This window comes from Pseudomonas sp. IPO3747, assembly GCF_013385245.1.
Classification (GTDB): domain Bacteria; phylum Pseudomonadota; class Gammaproteobacteria; order Pseudomonadales; family Pseudomonadaceae; genus Aquipseudomonas; species Aquipseudomonas edaphica.
The window spans coordinates 30,331-48,887 of the sequence record NZ_JACAQL010000008.1 but is presented as its reverse complement, the minus strand read 5'-3'; the positions used below and the strand labels follow the sequence as shown (position 1 = coordinate 48,887).

At 59.8% G+C, this 18,557-nt stretch carries 17 protein-coding genes; 5 read left to right on the top strand and 12 right to left on the bottom strand.

What is annotated here, in order from left to right; genetic code table 11:
• Window positions 1-32: 32 nt before the first annotated feature.
• Window positions 33-602, bottom strand: coding sequence for a glycerol-3-phosphate 1-O-acyltransferase PlsY (plsY, locus tag HX790_RS11830; RefSeq protein WP_176991567.1), 570 nt, complete (start codon window positions 600-602; stop codon window positions 33-35).
• Between the two features lie 73 nt (window positions 603-675).
• On the opposite strand from plsY, the gene folB reads away from it, so the two are divergent.
• Both folB and folK read left to right on the top strand, forming a co-directional pair.
• Window positions 676-1,029, top strand: coding sequence for a dihydroneopterin aldolase (folB, locus tag HX790_RS11825; RefSeq protein WP_017138053.1), 354 nt, complete (start codon window positions 676-678; stop codon window positions 1,027-1,029).
• Window positions 1,020-1,538: a 2-amino-4-hydroxy-6-hydroxymethyldihydropteridine diphosphokinase gene (gene folK, locus HX790_RS11820; protein ID WP_138449758.1), complete on the top strand. Its 519-nt coding sequence runs from the start codon at window positions 1,020-1,022 to the stop codon at window positions 1,536-1,538. The genes folB and folK overlap by 10 nt, the downstream gene beginning before the upstream one ends.
• A gap of 180 nt (window positions 1,539-1,718) precedes the next feature.
• On the opposite strand, the gene HX790_RS11815 is transcribed toward folK, so the two are convergent.
• From HX790_RS11815 to HX790_RS11765, 11 genes are all read right to left on the bottom strand, one after another.
• The gene (locus HX790_RS11815) at window positions 1,719-2,948 is read right to left on the bottom strand and encodes a multifunctional CCA addition/repair protein (RefSeq protein ID WP_017138055.1); all 1,230 of its coding nucleotides are present in this window, start codon (window positions 2,946-2,948) and stop codon (window positions 1,719-1,721) included.
• A 63-nt stretch (window positions 2,949-3,011) separates the two neighbouring features.
• Window positions 3,012-4,577 carry a SpoVR family protein gene (locus tag HX790_RS11810; RefSeq protein WP_017138056.1) on the bottom strand — a complete coding sequence of 522 codons (1,566 nt, stop codon included), beginning with the start codon at window positions 4,575-4,577 and terminating at the stop codon, window positions 3,012-3,014.
• Entirely contained in the window at window positions 4,574-5,845 is a 1,272-nt protein-coding gene (locus HX790_RS11805) for a YeaH/YhbH family protein (RefSeq protein ID WP_017138057.1), read from the bottom strand. The genes HX790_RS11810 and HX790_RS11805 overlap by 4 nt, the downstream gene beginning before the upstream one ends.
• A 113-nt stretch (window positions 5,846-5,958) precedes the next feature.
• On the bottom strand, window positions 5,959-7,881 hold the full coding sequence (locus HX790_RS11800) for a PrkA family serine protein kinase (RefSeq protein ID WP_026013778.1): 1,923 nt from the start codon (window positions 7,879-7,881) through the stop codon (window positions 5,959-5,961).
• A 285-nt stretch (window positions 7,882-8,166) separates the two neighbouring features.
• A complete protein-coding gene (glpE, locus tag HX790_RS11795) occupies window positions 8,167-8,496 on the bottom strand; it encodes a thiosulfate sulfurtransferase GlpE (RefSeq protein WP_017138059.1) in 330 nt (109 codons plus the stop codon).
• 9 nt (window positions 8,497-8,505) lie between these two features.
• Window positions 8,506-9,354, bottom strand: coding sequence for a symmetrical bis(5'-nucleosyl)-tetraphosphatase (locus HX790_RS11790; protein WP_099550419.1), 849 nt, complete (start codon window positions 9,352-9,354; stop codon window positions 8,506-8,508).
• Complete coding sequence (gene apaG, locus HX790_RS11785; protein WP_017138061.1) at window positions 9,354-9,734, bottom strand: Co2+/Mg2+ efflux protein ApaG; 381 nt, start codon at window positions 9,732-9,734, stop codon at window positions 9,354-9,356. Before apaG ends, HX790_RS11790 begins: the two co-directional genes overlap by 1 nt.
• A 231-nt stretch (window positions 9,735-9,965) precedes the next feature.
• On the bottom strand, window positions 9,966-10,778 hold the full coding sequence (gene rsmA, locus HX790_RS11780; RefSeq protein WP_056857851.1) for a 16S rRNA (adenine(1518)-N(6)/adenine(1519)-N(6))-dimethyltransferase RsmA: 813 nt from the start codon (window positions 10,776-10,778) through the stop codon (window positions 9,966-9,968).
• Window positions 10,775-11,764, bottom strand: a complete 990-nt coding sequence (gene pdxA, locus HX790_RS11775) for a 4-hydroxythreonine-4-phosphate dehydrogenase PdxA (protein WP_017138063.1) — start codon at window positions 11,762-11,764, stop codon at window positions 10,775-10,777. The genes rsmA and pdxA overlap by 4 nt, the downstream gene beginning before the upstream one ends.
• Entirely contained in the window at window positions 11,761-13,101 is a 1,341-nt protein-coding gene (locus tag HX790_RS11770; RefSeq protein ID WP_017138064.1) for a peptidylprolyl isomerase, read from the bottom strand. The genes pdxA and HX790_RS11770 overlap by 4 nt, the downstream gene beginning before the upstream one ends.
• Window positions 13,076-15,913 (bottom strand): LPS-assembly protein LptD, encoded by a 2,838-nt coding sequence (locus tag HX790_RS11765; RefSeq protein WP_017138065.1) that lies wholly within the window; start codon window positions 15,911-15,913, stop codon window positions 13,076-13,078. The genes HX790_RS11770 and HX790_RS11765 overlap by 26 nt, the downstream gene beginning before the upstream one ends.
• Before the next feature lie 130 nt (window positions 15,914-16,043).
• On the opposite strand from HX790_RS11765, the gene HX790_RS11760 reads away from it, so the two are divergent.
• The 3 genes from HX790_RS11760 to HX790_RS11750 are packed head-to-tail and all read left to right on the top strand — an operon-like array spanning window position 16,044 to window position 18,509.
• Window positions 16,044-17,069: an aminoglycoside phosphotransferase family protein gene (locus HX790_RS11760; RefSeq protein WP_176991566.1), complete on the top strand. Its 1,026-nt coding sequence runs from the start codon at window positions 16,044-16,046 to the stop codon at window positions 17,067-17,069.
• Entirely contained in the window at window positions 17,066-17,740 is a 675-nt protein-coding gene (murU, locus tag HX790_RS11755; RefSeq protein ID WP_017138067.1) for an N-acetylmuramate alpha-1-phosphate uridylyltransferase MurU, read from the top strand. Before HX790_RS11760 ends, murU begins: the two co-directional genes overlap by 4 nt.
• 1 nt (window position 17,741) lies before the next feature.
• A complete protein-coding gene (locus tag HX790_RS11750; RefSeq protein WP_176991565.1) occupies window positions 17,742-18,509 on the top strand; it encodes a TerB family tellurite resistance protein in 768 nt (255 codons plus the stop codon).
• The last annotated feature ends 48 nt before the right edge of the window (window positions 18,510-18,557 follow it).

The window sequence follows — 18,557 nt, the reverse complement described above, 5'->3', positions numbered from 1 at the left end:
GGCTTGGCTTGCGCGGGGCTCATCAACGGTATTTAAAAATGCCGTTCGCGCCCGGCAAACAGGTCGCGTAAATTGCCGCGGTGGCGCCACACGATCAGCAGTGTCAGTACGCTCATCGGCAGCAACGCCGCCGGTGCCTGCCAGGCGAGCAGCGGCAGGGTGAGTGGCGTGGCGATCAGTGCGGCCAGCGAGCTGGTGCGGGTCAGGTAGAACGTCAGCAGCCAGGCCAGCACGGCCAGCAGCGCTGCCGGAGGGTAAACCCCCAGCAGCATGCCGGCCGCGGTCGCGACGCCTTTGCCGCCGCGAAAACGGAAGTACAGCGGAAACAGATGGCCCAGGACGGCGCACACGCCCACCCAGACCTGCTGTTGCAAGGTAAGACCGGCGAAGCTGGCGATCAGTACGGGCAACAAGCCCTTGCAGAGGTCGCCCAGCAGCGTCAGTACGGCGAGTTTCTTGCCGGCCAGGCGCAACATATTGGTGGCGCCGGCATTGCCTGAGCCACTCATTCGCGGGTCGGGATTTCCCGTCAGGCGGCTGAGCAAAATGGCGAAGGACAGCGAGCCGAGCAGGTAGGCGAGAATCGCCAGTAACCAAAACATGCTAACTATTCCGGGCGAGGACGCCCTGATTCTAACCGGGGCAATGCGCCCTTGTCGTGCTGCGGAGAAGAGCTTGGACAGAGTGTTTATCGAAGGCCTGGAAGTCGACACCGTAATCGGGGCCTACGACTGGGAGCGCGGCATCAAGCAATGCCTGCGCCTGGACCTTAGCTTCGCCTGGGACAATCGCCCGGCGGCTGCCGGTGACGACCTGACCCTGGCGCTGGATTACGCCAGTGTGTCCACGCGTATCCAGGCCTTTGCCGAGCAATCCCAATACCAGTTGGTGGAAACCTTTGCCGAGCGGTTGGCCGAAGTGCTGATGAACGAATTCCAGATTCCCTGGCTGCACCTCAAATTGACCAAGCCCGGCGCCGTACCGGCTGCCAAAGGCGTGGGCGTGGAGATCGAGCGCGGATGTCGCTAACTCAGGTTTACCTTGGCCTTGGCAGCAATATCGAGCGCGAGCCGCACCTGTGTGCCGGCTTGGACGCGTTGGCGAGTTTCTTGACCGATGTACGCTGCTCCGCGGTGTTTGAAAGCCAGCCGGTGGGCATCAAGAGCGGGCCATTCTTCAACCTTGTTGTGTCGGCGTATACCGACCTGCCGTTGATGGAGCTGGATCGTCGGTTGAAATTCATCGAGGCTGACAATGGTCGTTATGCCCCGGACCGCAAAGGGCTGCCGTTGGATATCGACGTGCTGCTGTACGGTGACCTGGTGGGGAATTTCGATGGTTTGATCCTGCCCCGCGCAGAGATCCTGAAGAATGCTTTTGTGCTGTGGCCGTTGTCGTTGATGGCGCCGGATCGCGTGCACCCTGAAGTCGATAAGACCATGGCCGAGTTATGGCGCGATGCCCAGATCGACCAGGTGCTGGCGCCAGTTGCGTTTGAATGGCGGGGCCAGCAGTTGACCCCGGCGGATCTACTGTAGCCGCCGATGCGCCTGGCTTGACCGGATTCAACTGTGGGAGCGGGCTTGCCCGCGAAAGCGGTGGTTCAGTCAGCATCATTGTTTACTGTGCCGACGTCTTCGCGGGCAAGCCCGCTCCCACACGTTTTGCGCTTAACTGAACGGCATTGATGCAAACCCGTCTGCCACAAAGAGTAACGACTACAGGTTGTATTGCTCTTTGTAGGCTTTGAGCACCTTGAGTCGCTCACGCTTGAGCGCCTCGCCCAGCTTCGGGCCTTTGAAACCTTTCTCCAGCAAGGGCGCCACCGGTACTTCGCGAGCGGCCTTGACTGCGCCGCGTAAATAATCCGCCTGTGGATAACTTCTCTGCTCCAGGCCCTTGCGGCCCCGGGCGTCCATTTCGCAACTCACTACAAACTCTTCAAAGCGCTGCGGCCGGCGATACACGTCAAAACTTTGCAGCAACTCCAGCAGCGTCGAGGCTTTCAGCTCCAGCGCACGGTGGCCGTGGGTGTGGTATTGGCCGACCAGCAGGGCCAGTTCCTGGCAATCCTTCGGCACCTTGAAGCGTTCATTGACCGCCTTGATCAGCTTCAAGCCCGTGTGTTCGTGGGCAATATGCTGCGGCAACTTATCCACAGGCGTCAGGCCTTTGCCCAGGTCGTGCAGCAGGCAGGCCCAGCGCACGGTCAGCGGCTGCTGATGCAAGGCGGCTTGCTCGAGCACGCTAAGGGTATGGATGCCGGTGTCGATTTCCGGGTGATGGGCCTCGGGTTGTGGCACGCCAAACAGTGCATTCACTTCGGGCATCAGGGTTTTCAGCGCGTTGCAGTCGCGCAGTACCTGAATAAACACCTGCGGCTGATCCTCCATCAGCGCCCTGGAAATTTCTTTCCAGCTGCGCTCCGGGGTCAAGGCTTGCAGTTCGCCGGACTCGCTGAGTTGGCGCATCAGTTCCAGGGTTTGCGGGGCGACGGTAAAACTCAAGTGAGCGTAACGCGCAGCAAAGCGTGCAACACGCAGCACTCGCAGGGGATCTTCGGCGAACGCGGGAGAAACGTGACGCAGAATCCGTGCTTCTAGGTCGCTCTGGCCGCCATAGGGATCGGTCAGGTTGCCGTCATCATCCTCGGCCATGGCGTTGATGGTCAGGTCACGGCGAATCAGGTCTTCTTCCAGCGTGACCTCGGGGCTTGCGTGAAACACAAAGCCGCCATAACCCCGGCCACTCTTGCGTTCGGTGCGGGCGAGGGCGTATTCGTCGCCGTTCTTTGGGTCCAGGAATACCGGGAAGTCAGCACCGACTGGCTTGTAGCCTTTAGCGAGCATTTCTTCAGTGGTCGCACCGACCACGACGCGGTCGATATCGGTGACCGTGAGGCCGAGCAGGCGATCACGCACCGCACCGCCGACTGTGTAGATTTTCATGAAAAAGCCTCCATTAGCGGCACAGGATACCGCCTGAGCCGGACCAATGGAGGCTTTGCTGTTTCAGAGATGTACGACGGCCAGGTCCAGGCGGCCGTAGTCGTTATCGTTGTGGTCGGTGCGTGGCGGCACGTGGTGGGTTTTCATCACCTGATCGCCCTGCAGGGTTTCCAGATGAATGTCGAAGCCCCACAGCCGGTGCAGGTGTTTGAGCACTTCCTCGGTGGACTCGCCCAAAGGTTTGCGGTCGTGCTGCTGGTGACGCAAGGTCAACGAACGGTCGCCGCGCACATCAATGCTGTAGATCTGCACGTTTGGCTCACGGTTGCCCAGGTTGTACTGCGCTGCCAGGGTTTCACGGATGGTGCGGTAGCCGGGCTCATCGTGGATGGCAGGCACCACCAGATCATCCTTGAGGTCGTCATCGAGAATGCTGAACAGCTTGAGGTCGCGAATCACCTGGGGTGACAGGTACTGCAGGATGAAACTCTCATCCTTGAAGCTGCTCATGGCGAACTTGATGGTCGACAACCAGTCGCTGCCGGCGATTTCCGGGAACCAGCGGCGGTCTTCTTCGGTGGGGTGTTCACACATGCGCCGGATGTCGCGGTACATGGCAAAGCCCAGCGCGTAGGGGTTGATGCCGCTGTAATACGGGCTGTCAAAACCGGGCTGGAACACCACGCTGGTATGGGAGGTGAGGAACTCCATCATGAAACCGTCGGTGACCAGGCCTTCGTCGTACAGGTCATTCATCAAGGTGTAGTGCCAGAACGTTGCCCAGCCTTCGTTCATCACCTGGGTTTGGCGCTGTGGATAAAAATACTGGGCGATCTTGCGCACAATGCGCACGATTTCTCGCTGCCACGGCTCCAGCAACGGCGCGTGTTTTTCCAGGAAGTACAAGATGTTTTCCTGAGGTTCGGCGGGGAAGCGTGCATTGTCCTTGTCGCTGTTTTTGCCGGCCTTTTTAGGAATCGTGCGCCACAGGTCGTTGATCTGCTTTTGCAGGTGCTCCTCACGCTCCTTCTGGCGCAGGCGTTCTTCCTCGGCGGAAATCGGATACGGGCGTTTGTAACGGTCGACGCCGTAGTTCATCAGCGCGTGGCAAGAGTCGAGCAAGTCCTCTACCGCATCGATGCCATGGCGTTCCTCGCATTGCATGATGTACTGCTTGGCGAACACCAGGTAATCGATGATCGAGCTGGCATCGGTCCAGGTGCGGAACAGGTAGTTGCCCTTGAAAAAACTGTTATGCCCGTAGCACGCGTGGGCCACCACCAGCGCCTGCATGCAGATGGTGTTTTCTTCCATCAGGTAGGCGATGCACGGGTCGGAGTTGATCACGATCTCGTAGGCCAGGCCCATCTGCCCACGGGTGTAGGACTTCTCGGTGCTGAGGAAGTGTTTGCCATAGGACCAATGGTGGTAGCCCAAGGGCATGCCGACCGAGGCGTAGGCATCCATCATCTGCTCGGCGGTGATCACTTCGATCTGGTTGGGGTAAGTGTCCAGGGCATAACCCGCCGCGATGCGGCTGATTTCCCGGTCATAGGCCTGGATCAGTTCAAAGGTCCACTCGGAGCCGGTGGAAATGGGTTGGCGCTTATGCTCTTTTTTGGCGGTCATGTCACTAACCTGCGCTGGAAGAGTTCACGGAAGACCGGGTAGATATCGCCGGCCGAGACCAGTTGCTGCTGGGCGAACGTATCGGCAAAGGCTTCGCCGATGCGCTCGTATTCGAACCACAGTGCCTGGTGCTCACGAGGGGTAATTTCAACGTAGGTGTAGTACTGCACGAACGGCATGATCTGGTTGATCAGGATATCGCGGCAGATCGGCGAGTCATCGTTCCAGTTATCGCCGTCGGAGGCTTGCGCGGCGTAGATGTTCCACTCATTGGCAGGGTAGCGCTCGGCCATGATCTCCTGCATCAGCTTCAAGGCGCTGGACACGATGGTGCCGCCGGTTTCCCGCGAGTAGAAGAACTCTTCTTCGTCCACTTCCCGGGCGCTGGTGTGATGGCGGATGAACACCACGTCGATCTTGTCGTAGTTACGCTTCAGGAACAGGTACAGCAGGATGAAAAAGCGTTTGGCAATGTCCTTGGTGGCCTGGGTCATGGAGCCGGACACGTCCATCAGGCAGAACATCACCGCCTTGGAGCTGGGGTTGGGTTGTTTCACCAGCAAGTTGTATTTGAGGTCGAAGGTGTCGAGGAACGGCACGCGGTGAATGCGCGCGCTGAGTTTCTCGATTTCCGCCTCGATTTGCTGGATATCGCCGAAGTTATCCGGCTCTTCGCGCTTTAAGCGCGCCAGTTCTTCCTTGGCTTCCTTCAGTTTGGCGCGGCTGCTACCGGACAGTGCGATACGGCGTGCATGGGCCGAGCGCAGAGTGCGAATGATATTGATGCGGGACGGGTTGCCCTCGTTACTGATCCCTGCGCGCACGGTCTTGAAGGTGTCGGTGCCGGTCAGGTTGCGTTTGACCAGGTTGGGCAATTCCAGGTCTTCAAACATGAATTCCAGGAATTCTTCCTGGGTGATCTGGAACACGAACTCGTCCATGCCCTCGCCGGAATTGCCGGCTTTGCCGGGGCCTTTACCGCCACCACCGCCTTGGGGGCGCTGGATATGCTCGCCGGTGGTGAATTCCTTGTTGCCGGGGTGCACGACGGTCTGTTTGCCGCCCCGGCCGTGGTGCAGCACCGGTTCGTCGATGTCGCGTCCGGGAATGCTGATTTGCTCGCCATGCTCCATGTCAGTAATGGAGCGGCGGCTGACGGCCTCTTCAACGGCCTTTTTGATGTGGTCACGGTAACGCCGCAGGAAACGCTGACGGTTTACCGTGCTCTTGTTCTTGCCATTGAGGCGTCGGTCGATCACATAGCTCATGGGGAGCCCTCCGGGCAGCTTCACGTTACAAGCTTCAAGCCGCGAGCTGGAAGCTTAGAGACAAGCGGTCGGCTGCCGGGCCAGAAGCCCGGCAGCACGCGCCTGTCGCTGCCTTACTGTGATTTACGCACCCGCAGGTACCACTCGGAAAGCAGGCGTACCTGTTTGTCGGTGTAGCCGCGTTCGACCATGCGCGTAACAAAGTCGTTGTGTTTTTGCTGGTCCTCCTTGCTGGCCTTGGCGTTGAAGCTGATAACCGGCAGCAGGTCCTCGGTGTTGGAGAACATTTTTTTCTCGATGACCACCCGCAGCTTCTCGTAGCTGAGCCAGGTAGGGTTCTTGCCGTTGTTGTTGGCACGGGCGCGCAGCACGAAGTTGACGATTTCGTTGCGGAAATCCTTCGGATTGCTGATGCCGGCCGGTTTTTCGATCTTCTCCAGTTCCTCGTTGAGGGCCACGCGGTTGAGGATCTCGCCGGTTTCCGGGTCGCGGTATTCCTGGTCCTGAATCCAGAAGTCGGCGTACAGCACGTAGCGGTCAAAGATGTTCTGGCCGTACTCGCTGTAGGACTCCAGGTATGCAGTCTGGATTTCCTTGCCGATGAACTCGATGTAGCGCGGCGCCAGGTATTCCTTGAGGAAGCGCAGGTAGCGTTCGCGGGTTTCGGCCTGGAATTGCTCCTGTTCGATCTGCTGTTCCAGCACATAGAGCAGATGCACCGGGTTGGCGGCGATCTCGTGCGGGTCGAAGTTAAAGACCTTGGAGAGGATCTTGAACGCGAAACGGGTGGAAAGGCCGTTCATGCCCTCATCCACGCCCGCCGTGTCGCGATATTCCTGGATCGACTTGGCTTTGGGGTCGGTGTCCTTGAGGTTTTCGCCGTCGTACACGCGCATTTTCGAGTAGATGTTCGAGTTTTCCGGCTCCTTGAGGCGCGAGAGCACGGTGAATTGCGCAAGCATCTTCAGGGTGTCAGGCGCGCAATGCGCCTTGGCCAGGGAGCTGTTGAACAGCAGCTTGTCGTAAATCTTGATTTCATCACTGACCCGCAGGCAGTACGGCACCTTGACGATGTAGATCCGGTCGATGAAGGCTTCGTTGTTCTTGTTGTTGCGGAAGGTATGCCATTCCGATTCGTTGGAGTGAGCCAGCAGGATCCCGGTGAACGGAATCGCGCCCAGGCCTTCGGTACTGTTGTAGTTGCCTTCCTGGGTGGCGGTAAGCAGTGGGTGCAGCACCTTGATCGGCGCTTTGAACATTTCCACGAACTCCATCAGGCCCTGGTTGGCCCGGCACAGTGCGCCCGAGTAGCTGTAGGCGTCGGCGTCGTTCTGTGGGAATTCCTCGAGTTTGCGGATATCGACCTTGCCCACCAGCGCCGAGATGTCCTGGTTGTTCTCGTCACCTGGCTCGGTCTTGGCCACGCCGATCTGGTTGAGGATCGACGGGTAGAGTTTCACCACGCGGAACTGGCTGATGTCGCCGCCAAACTCCGACAGCCGTTTGGTGGCCCACGGCGACATGATGGTATTGAGGTAGCGGCGTGGGATGCCGAAGTCTTCTTCGAGGATCGCGCCATCTTCCGTGGCGTTGAACAACCCCAAAGGCGACTCGAACACCGGCGAGCCCTTGATGGCGTAGAAGGGCACCTTCTCGATCAGTTGTTTGAGCTTTTCCGCCAGGGACGACTTACCGCCGCCGACCGGGCCGAGCAGGTAGAGGATCTGTTTCTTCTCTTCCAGGCCTTGGGCGGCGTGGCGGAAGTAGGAGACGATCTGGTCGATGCATTCTTCCATGCCGTGGAAGTCTTCAAAGGCCGGGTAGCGCCGGATCACCTTGTTGGAGAATATTCGCGACAGGCGCGAATTGTTCGAGGTGTCTACCAGCTCCGGCTCACCAATCGCCAGCAGCAGGCGTTCGGCGGCAGATGCGTAGGTGCTGCGGTCCTTTTTGCACAGCTCGAGATACTCCTGCAGGGTGAGTTCTTCCTGCTGGGTGGACTCGAAGCGTTGTTGGAAGTGGCTAAAGATACTCATGACGTCGTCACCTCGCTCGATACGTGGAGCCGACGCCGGATCAATCAGTCGATGCTGGCAGCCATTGGCGATCGCCACTGGCTGTTTTCCCCCCAGAACACCCTGAAACGCTACCGATGACCCGCACGCCGGTGTACCGGCTCTCCCCTGATTCGGATGGCCTGCGCTTAAGGATAGTTCGGAATCCGGGAGGTCAAGGCGCGATGCGCAATTAGTTTGGCTGCGCCGTTCGTCAGAAACGGCGCAAGCCCAAGCGTCACGCGGGGTGGCGGGGTGTGAAAAAAATTATTGCGAATTGTCGGAGGCAATTTCTGCAGGATAGGTCGTACGCCACAGCTCGAAGCCACCGTCCAGGCTATAGACGTCGGAGAAGCCCTGGCTGATCAGATAGGCCGCTGCGCTCTGGCTGGAATTGCCGTGGTAGCAGGCCACGATCACCGGTGCATCGAGGTCGGCGGCACGGATGAAGTCTTGGATGTTGTGGTTGTCCAGATGCTGCGCGCCGCTGATGTGGCCTGCTGCATAGGTCGGCTGGTCGCGGATGTCGACCACCACGGCGCCTTGCTCGCGCAGGGCCTGGGCTTGTTCGGGAGGGATACGTTTGAATTCGCTCATGGCGGGCTCCTAGGGCTTGGCGCCCGGCAGTGTTACAGAAGGGGGAGGTTCACACTGGCAGCTCAGGCGCTCGCCGGTGTCGATGTTCATCAGGGTCATGGCGCCGCCCCACACGCAACCGGTGTCGAGGGCGAACACGCCAGGTTCTTCGCATTTGCCTTCCAGGGCCGCCCAGTGACCGAAGATGATCTTCATGTCACGGGTCTTGCGTTCCTTGTGGGCAAACCATGGCTTATAACCGGGCAGCGCAGTGTCGGCGCCTTCCTTGCTCTTGAGGTCCAGCTTGCCTTCGGCGGTGCAGAAGCGCATGCGTGTGAAGTAGTTGGTGATCACGCGCAGGCGGGCCACGCCGGTGAGGTCATTGTCCCACTTGACCGGCTCGTTGCCGTACATGCCGTCGAGGTAGGCGGTGTACAGGTTGTCATCGGCCAGGGCGCTTTCGACTTCGGCGGCGCCCTTGAGGGCTTTCTTCAGCGTCCATTGGGGCGGGATGCCGGCATGCACCAAGGCCATGTTGCGGCCTTCGTCGTAATGCATGAGCTTTTGGCGGCGCAGCCAGTCCAGTAATTCAGTCCTGTCCGGAGCTTCCAGGATCTCGCGCAGGGTGTCGCCTTTTTTCAGGCGTTCGATGTTATTGCCGGCCGCCAGCAGGTGCAGGTCATGGTTGCCCAGCACGCACACCAATGAATCGCGCATCTTATAAAGAAAGCGCAGTGTCTCCAGGGACTCGGGGCCGCGATTGACCAGGTCGCCGACCAGCCACAAGCGGTCGCTCGCCGGGTTGAAGGCTACGCGCTCCAGCAGGCATTTGAGGGGTTCCAGGCAGCCTTGCAGGTCACCGACTGCGTACGTCGTCATCAGTGCAGGGCTCCGGGCACCGCGAGGCGAAACGGCGCGATGATGGCGTCGAACAGTTTTCCGTCGGTGGCTTTCATCTGATACGAGCCCTGCATGGTGCCGACTTTGGAGGTCATCACCGTGCCGCTGCTGTAAGTATGGCTGGCGCCGATGTCGATCAACGGCTGCTGACCAACCACGCCGGCACCACGCACTTCCTCGACCTGGCCGTCGCCATCGGTAATTACCCAGTGGCGCGACAGCAGTTTGGCCGGCACCTGCCCGTTGTTCTTCACCGTGATGGTGTAGGCGAAGGCATAACGGTCGTGTTCAGGTTGCGATTGGTCCGCGAGGAAGCGGGTGACGACGCTGACGTCGATCTGGTAGCGAGGATCGGACATGCAAGAGGCCTTAAGAGCAAAAGCGGAGGACAGCAGATGCGGATCAGTCTAGGCCATGAGCGGGGCACTAGGCCAGACATGTGTCGGGCAGGCGGCAAGCGCTATCGGTATAACGCGGAGCAACTGTGGGGGCGGGCTTACTCGCGAATGCAGTGTGTCAGCCACTGAATGTGTCACTGATGCACTGCATTCGCGGGCAAGCCCGCTCCCACAGTTGTATCGAGTTACAGCTTATTCCACGGTCGGCGCAGGCTGGATCGCAAGCTGATCAGCCAGACGCACAAACGCGGCCAGGTCCAGTTGCTCGGGGCGCAGGCCACCGTCGACACCGGCGGCTTCGATCTCGGCGTTGCTCAGCAGCGCCTTGAGCGTGTTGCGCAGGGTCTTGCGGCGTTGGTTGAACGCTTCGCGTACCACGCGCTCCAGCAACTTGTGGTCCTTGGCCGGATGCGGCAGCACCGCGTGCGGCACCAGGCGCACGATGGCCGAGTCGACCTTCGGCGGCGGGTTGAAGGCGCCAGGGCCGACGTTGAACAGGTGCTCTACGCGGCAATGGTACTGAACCATGATCGACAGACGGCCCCAATCACCACCGCCTGGGCCTGCGGCCAAACGCTCAACCACTTCTTTTTGCAGCATGAAGTGCATGTCGCGGATGATCCCGGCATTGTTCAGCAGGTGAAAAATCAGCGGCGTAGAGATGTTGTACGGCAGGTTGCCGACCACCCGCAGGCTGTTGGGCGCGGCGTTGAGGCTGTTGAAGTCAAACTTCAGCGCATCGCCCTGGTGCAGGTTGAAGTTGGGCATACCGGCGAACTGCTGGTTGAGGATCGGGATCAGGTCCTTGTCCAACTCCACCACGTCCAACTGGCCGCCACTGTTGAGCAGGCCTTGGGTCAATGCGCCCTGGCCCGGGCCGATTTCCAGCAAGCGGTCTTCTGGCTTGGCATGGATGGAACGCAGAATACGGTCGATCACGCCAGCGTCGTGCAGGAAGTTTTGCCCGAAGCGCTTGCGCGCCCGGTGTTGGTAATGCTCAGTCATATACGGGTCTCGGCCATCTGATAGGCGGTTTCCAGGGCCACGTGCAGGCTGCCGGTATCGATCTTGCCGCTGCCCGCCAGGTCCAGGGCAGTGCCATGGTCGACGGAGGTGCGGATGATCGGCAGGCCCAGTGTCACGTTGACTGCGGCGCCGAAGCCTTTGTACTTCAGCACGGGCAGCCCTTGGTCGTGGTACATCGCCAGCACTGCGTCGCAGTGCTCCAGATATTTGGGGGTAAACAGAGTGTCTGCAGGCAATGGGCCGCGCAGGTCCATGCCTTCTTGGCGCAGACGCTCTAATGTCGGTTCAATGATGTCGATTTCTTCATGGCCCAAATGACCGCCTTCACCGGCATGCGGGTTGAGCCCACAAACCAGGATGCGTGGTTGGGCAATGCCGAATTTCTGTTGCAGGTCGGCGTGCAGGATGCGTGTAACGCGCTCCACGCGCTCGGCAGTGATGGCGTCGGCGATATCGCGCAACGGCAAGTGCGTGGTCACCAGCGCTACCCGAAGGCCGCGAGTGGCCAGCATCATCACCACTTGTCCGGTATGGGTCAGTTCGGCGAGGAATTCGGTATGGCCTGAAAAGGCAATGCCGGACTCGTTGATCACGCCCTTGTGCACCGGGGCGGTGATCATACCGGCGAAGTCGCCGTCGATGCAGCCTTGGCCTGCGCGTGTCAGGGTTTCCAGCACAAACGCGGCATTGGCCTTGTTCAGTCGCCCGGCAACCACCTTGGCTGCCAGCGGGGTGTCCCACACATACAGGCTACCGGCCGGGGCGGGCAGGTCGGGCCAGTTGCCCGGCGCCACGTCCAGCAAGGTGACAGCCACACCCAGCTGCGCGGCCCGCTCAAGGAGCAGGTCGCGACTGGTAATGGCAATCAGGGGGTGTGGCTGAGGGTGCGAGGCGAGCAGCAGGCACAGGTCTGGACCAATGCCGGCCGGCTCGCCGGGTGTTACCGCGAAACGCTGGGGTTTCACTGTGCTGCCTGGTCGGTGCCTGTTTGCTCGGCGCCTGGCAGCTTGTTCTCTACGTAGGCTTCGTCACGGATCTGACGCAACCAGGTTTGCAGCTCTTCGTCGTACTTGCGGTTACGCAGCACGGTCAGGGCTTGTTGCTCGCGGGCCTGGGTGGTGTTGTCGGTGGCGCGGCGGCCAAGGACTTCCAGGACGTGCCAGCCATATTGGGTCTTGAACGGCTTGGACAGAACGCCTTGCGGGGTCTTGGCCATGACGTCCTGGAACTCCGGCACCAGCGCTTTCGGATCGATCCAGTTCAGGTCGCCACCGTTGAGGGCGGAACCCGGGTCTTCCGAGAAGCTCTTGGCCAGGGTGGCGAAGTCTTCACCGCCTTCGATGCGGTCATAGATCTTCTGGGCCAGCTCCTTGGTTTGCGCCTCGGTGCGGATTTCGCTTGGTTTGACCAGGATGTGACGAACATGCACTTCGTCTTTCAGCGAGGTCTCGCCGCCGCGTTTGCCGAGCAACTTGAGGATGATGAAGCCGCCTGGCGTACGCGCTGGCTGGGTGATTTCACCCACATTCATGGCGCTCAGCTCACGGTCGAACGGAGGTGGCAGTTGCGCGGCTTTACGCCAGCCCATGTCACCGCCGTCCAGGGCGTTGTCGCTGCCGGACATGGCAATGGCCGTTTGGGCAAAGTCAGCACCGGCTTTCAGGCGATCATAGATAGCCTGGGTTTTCGCCGCAGCGGCATTGAGCTGCTCGGAGCTGGCGCTGTCTGGGGTTGGAACCAGGATATTGGCCAGGTGCAGTTCTTCGGAGAGCTGCATCTTGCCGAGGTCCGAGGCCAGGAAGTTCTTCACTTCCTGCTCAGACACCTGAACGCGCTCCGCTACACGGCGCTGACGCACACGGCTGATGATCATTTCACGCTTGATCTGGTCACGGGCGTCTTCATAAGACAAACCATCGTGGGCCAGGGCAGCCTTGAACTGGTCAATGCTCATGTTATTGCGCTGAGCGATGGTGCCGACGGCCTGGTTCAGTTCTTCGTCCGAAATACGGATGCCGGAGCGCTCGCCGATCTGCAGTTGCAGGTTTTCGACGATCAGGCGCTCAAGTACCTGTGGGTCCAGCACGCTGGTAGGCGGTACGCCGCCGCCACGCTTGGCGATGGTTTGCTGAACTTCCTTGACCCGTTGGTCGAGTTGGCTCTGCATGATCACGTCGTTATCGACGATGGCCACTACCTTGTCCAGCTGTTGAACCGCAGCGTGTGCCGATGCGGCCCCCAGGAACAGCGCGCCCAGCACTAGCGGGCGCAAGCAATCAGAAAGCTTGGTCTTCACGTTCACGATAACCTTCAATGCCTTTGTCGAGGAAGCTCTCTACCTTGGCGCCGGTCAGGCCGCCGAGTCCTTTGAGGACGATCTGGAAGAAGAGCCCGTGGTCACCCTTTTCGTTAAGCGGGGCGATCTGGCTGTATTCGTCGTTGGAAACCCAGTAACGGTTGATGACGCGCAGTTTCCAGCAGCAGTTGTCGTACTCGAAACCACCGAAGGCTTCCAGGGTACGGTTGCGGGCATAGTCATACTGCCAGCGGGTGATCAGGTTCCACTGCGGAATGATCGGCCACATCATCGAGAAGTCGTGTTGCTGGATTTTGTAGTAATCCTTGATGAAGTTAGGTTGGCCTTCGGTACCGTAGTCACCACCAAACTGCCATTTGCCAGTCAGTTGGTTGTAGACCACCTGGTCGTTACGATAGCGATAGCCAACGTTGATGATTTTGTTTGGGTTGTCTTCCGGCTGGTAGTGGAGCATCGCGCTGCCGGAGCGAGGGGTGTGCTCCTCGGTGTCCCAGTTGTAGTCAGCGGTGGCTCGCCAGTCGCGGTTGAAGCGGAACTCGTATTCCAAGGCAACAGGCGACACGTCAGACTGTGCGTCGGCACGGTCGGCAGCCAGGATGCCCGGCAACTGAACTTCACGATCCTTGAAGTACACCGCCTGGCCGATGGACGCGCGCTGACGTTCGAAGCCATTCTCCTCGATCCAGCGACTGGTCAAGCCCAGGGACAGTTTGTTCTCGTCGCCGATCCTGTCGGTGCCGCTGAAGCGGTTGTCGCGGAATAGAGAGGCATAGCTGAACGAGTATTCGCTGGTGTCGAATACCGGAATATCGCTCTGGTCCTTATTCGGGACATAAAGGTAATAGGCGCGCGGTTCCAGGGTTTGGCGATAGTCTTTGCCGAACCAGTTGGTATTGCGGTCGAAGTACAGGCCGCTGTCGATGCTGGCGATTGGAATCGCGCGGTCCTGGGAACTTTTGAAATTGCCACCGGCGTATTGAGTGCCCGCTGCTGCCGCTGCCGCCTGTTGCGCGACGATGTCGTTCTTGCCCTTGGCATCAAGATCAAGATCGTACTTGGTGTATACGTACTTGAGCTTCGGTGTAATGAAGCCGTAGGTCCAGTTCATCGGGTATTCGACGGCCGGAGCGACGTTCAGGCGAGTGCCGTTGGCGCGGGTTAAGCCGGTTACGTATTCGTCAAGGCGTTTCTCACCTAAAGTGCCGTCTGCATTAATTGGGCCGCCATTCTCATCAAGAACGTTGCCGCTCCGGAGATCCCGGTCAAACCGAACAGCCTCAGTCTCATAAGTAAAGTTCACACCGCCTGGATGGAACGGCAGCGTGCCGTTGAAGGTGATCTGCGGCAGCCGGTTATACGGGGTGATTTGTGAAATCGTTGCCAACTGGTAGGCCTGCAGGTTCAGGCGAGCCTGATAGCTGTCACCGCGATAGGTTACGGAGCCTTGCTGGTTAACGTAGTCCTGAGTCTGGATACCTTCCTGATAGGATTTCAGGTCTTGGTAGTAGAACGGATCGCTGATCTTGGTGTAGTCAACCTGGGTCGACAGGCGTGAGTCCAGCCCGCCCTTATGCTGCCAATTGAGCATATACCGAGTTTTTTCGTAATCGGTCTGCTTTTTCCGCTCGTCGCTGTCGTCATTCAAGTACGCGCCACCGAACTGGCCCTCGCTGGATTTGGTGAGGTAGCGGAATTCGCCTTCCATCAACAAACCGCGCTTGGTCATGTATTGCGGGTACAACGTGGCGTCGTAGTTTGGCGCCAGGTTGAAGTAGTACGGCGTGACCAGTGTGAAGCCGGTTTCGCTGCCGGTGCTGAAGCTTGGCGGCAGGAAGCCGGATTGACGACGGTCGTCGATCGGGAAGTAGATGTACGGGGTGTAGAGGATCGGGATGTTCTTGATCCGCAACGTCGCGTTGGTGGCCGTACCGAAACCGGTGGCCGGGTTCAACGTGATGTTGTTGCCCTTGAGCTGCCAGGCGTTGCTGTCCGGCTCGCAGGTGGTGTACGTACCGTCCTTGAGACGGATGATCGCGTTTTCGGCACGCTTGGCGTACAGGGCGTTACCGCGAATGCGCGACTTGTGCAGCACGTATTCGGCATTGTCGATCTGGGCCGCGCCGGTATCGAGCTGGACCTCGGCGTGGTCGCCGACGATCAGGGCGCCGTTGTCGCGCAGACGCACATCGCCGTTCAGCTCGCCACGGTTCTCGGCCTGGTACAGGCTGGCTTCCTGAGCCTCCATCTGCATGCTGCCCTGGCGCATGACGACGTCACCGGCCAGGGTCGCAACCTGCTGTTCCTGCTCGTAACGAGACACCTTGGCACCGATGAAGGTCGGCGAATCGCTTTTGTCCGTCTTGTCGTTCATGCCAGGACGGGTCGGCTCGATGTACGCGCCGGAGCAATACGGGCCGGTCTCAGCCAGTTGGGCTGCGGTCAGCTTGTCGCGAGGCACCCAGTCCAGGTGGCTGTAGTCGGCACTGCGCGAACGCAGGCCACGGCCCTTGGACTCGGTGACCAGGGTGGTCTTCGGCTCGGCCGCAGCGGTGCCGCCAGCATCGGCTTGCGCCGTGCTGCCAGCGGCGCTGACGGCTGCACCGTCGTGCACCGGGCGCGGTGGTAACGGGGCTGCGGCGGTTTTTGGCGCGCAATCCCAGGCACCCGAAGCAGAGACTGAGCAGTCATACTGTTCCGCGGCGACCACGAATGAGGTGGCGAAAGGTTGCATGGCCAGCAGACTGCCGGTTACCAGCAACGGAAATTTTCTACGAAACGCGGGGGATTTCAATGCCATCTTATTAGTCCGGGCTTCCTGCGTGCCATCTGCCCGCGGTTTGGGCCGCACGCCTCTCGATGGTCTGAAAAAGATGCGTGATAATAAAGCATGACCCGCTTGACGGCTAGCGCCGTCGGAGACCCTTGTAATGCCCGAGCAAGATCTACGTTTACAACAGCTGAAAGTTTGGCTGGATGAGCAGTTGCCGATCCTTTTCAACGCTCAGGACTGGGGTGTCGTACCTCCGGCCACATTGACCGCGGCCAGCAGCGACGCGAGTTTCAGGCGTTATTTCCGGTGGGAGGGCGGCGGTCGCACGTTCGTCGTCATGGACGCTCCACCGCCCCAGGAAAACTGCAAACCTTTCGTCGATATCGCTGATTTACTCGCGAAATCGGGAATAAATGTGCCAAAAATTTATGCAGAAGATTTGCCGCGCGGGTTTCTTTTGCTCAATGACCTGGGCAGAAAAACCTATCTGGACGTGATTGACGCGCAAAACGCCGATCAATTGTTTGCCGATGCCATCGACGCGTTGCTGGCTTTTCAGCAATTGCCGATGGACGCGCCGCTGCCCAGCTATGACGTGGCCTTGTTGCGCCGTGAGCTGGAATTGTTTCCGGAGTGGTACGTGCGCCGGCATTTGGGTATCGAATTCGACACCCGGCAGCAGGCCTTATGGCAACGCGTCAGCGATCACCTGATCGACAGCGCCCTGGCCCAGCCCAAAGTGCTGGTGCATCGCGACTATATGCCGCGCAACCTGATGATCAGCGCGCCGAACCCCGGCGTGCTGGACTTCCAGGACGCGGTCTACGGCCCGGTCACCTATGACATCACCTGCCTGTTCAAGGATGCGTTTCTCAGCTGGCCCAAGGCGCGTGTGCGGGCGTGGCAACGCCGCTACTGGGAACGTGCTGGCGCTTTGGGCATCCCGGTGCAGGCGGATTTCAACGAGTTCCTGCGGGCCAGTGACCTGATGGGCGTGCAGCGTCACCTCAAGGTCATCGGCATTTTTGCACGCATCTGCCATCGCGATGGCAAGCCACGCTACCTGGCCGATGTGCCGCGTTTCTTTGCTTATATAGAAGCGGTACTGGCCGACCGGCCGGAGCTGGACGAGTTGGGCGAGCTGCTCGCCAGCCTGCGTGAACCAACCGAGGCGCGCGTATGAAGGCGATGATCCTGGCAGCAGGCAAAGGTGAGCGGATGCGCCCGCTCACGTTGCACACGCCCAAACCACTGGTGCAGGCGGGCGGCAAGCGTTTGATCGAGTATCACCTTGAAGCGCTGGCCAAGGCCGGCTTCACCGATATCGTGATCAACCATGCCTGGCTCGGCCAGCAGATTGAAAGCTATCTGGGTGATGGTGCGCAGTTTGGCTTGCGCATTCAGTACTCGCCCGAGGGCGAGCCGCTGGAAACCGGTGGCGGAATTTTCCAGGCGCTGCCGTTGTTGGGCGAGGAGCCTTTTCTGGTGGTCAATGGTGATATCTGGACCGACTACGACTTCAATCTCCTCAAGCAACCGCTCAAGGGCCTGGCTCACCTGGTGATGGTCGATAACCCGGCGCATCACCCTTCTGGCGGCGATTTCTACCTGGACGAAGGTCTGCTTCATGATGCCGCGCCCGGTGCCGATAACCTGACCTTCAGTGGCATTTCAGTTCTCGACCCGAAGTTGTTCGCGGGTTGCAGCGCCGGTGCCTTCAAACTGGCGCCGCTGTTGCGGGAGGCCATGGCCAAAGGTCTGGTAACGGGAGAGCACATGACAGGACGCTGGATTGATGTCGGCACGCTGGAGCGTCTGGCGCAGGTTGAAACCTTGCTGACTGCGGGGCAATAAGATGTTGTGGCCAGGGACACTGATCGGTGCCGGGGCTGGCTTTGCCATTGCCAGTATTCCGGGGGGCTTGTTGGGCGCATTGCTGGGGCAGGCGCTGGATCGCCGCCTTCAGTTGCAAAGTTGGGCACAACTGCGCGAGCGCCTGGGCGGGCGCCCGGCGTTGCGCAATGACGAATTGCTGTTTGTGTTGTTGGGGCGCCTGGCCAAGAGTAATGGCCGGGTGGTGGCTGGGCATATTCAGCAGGCGCGCCAGGAGATGCGCTCGCTGGACATGAGCGAGCCGGCCCAGCGCCGGGCGATTACCGCGTTCAATCGTGGCAAGTCGGGATCCGACCGAGTGCGCAATTACCTGCGCGTACTCAAAGCCCAACCCCATGCGGCAGAAGGTGTATTGCGTGCATGCTGGCGCATGGCCTGGGCGGACGGCAGGGCCGATGACGCCGAGCGCGACCTGATTGACCTATGGGGCAAGTGGCTGGGGTGGACGCCGCAACAGCTGCAGGCGCTGGCGTCTGATTACGCCCCCGAACGCAAGCCATTGGCCAGTCGTGGCGGGGCGTATCAGGAGGCGTTGCGGATTCTGGGGGTGACGTCCACCAGCGAACCGGCGGCGATCAAACGTGCCTATCGCCGCCTGCTCAGCCGCCATCACCCGGACAAGATCGCCGGCAGTGGCGCGAGCCTGGCGCAAGTGCGTGAGGCCACCGAGCGTACCCGCGAGTTGCACAATGCCTATGCGTTGATTCGTGAGCGGCGGGATTTCAGGTAGCCACCACCATTTGGAAGTGACAACCCAATCAGTGTGGGAGCTGGCTTG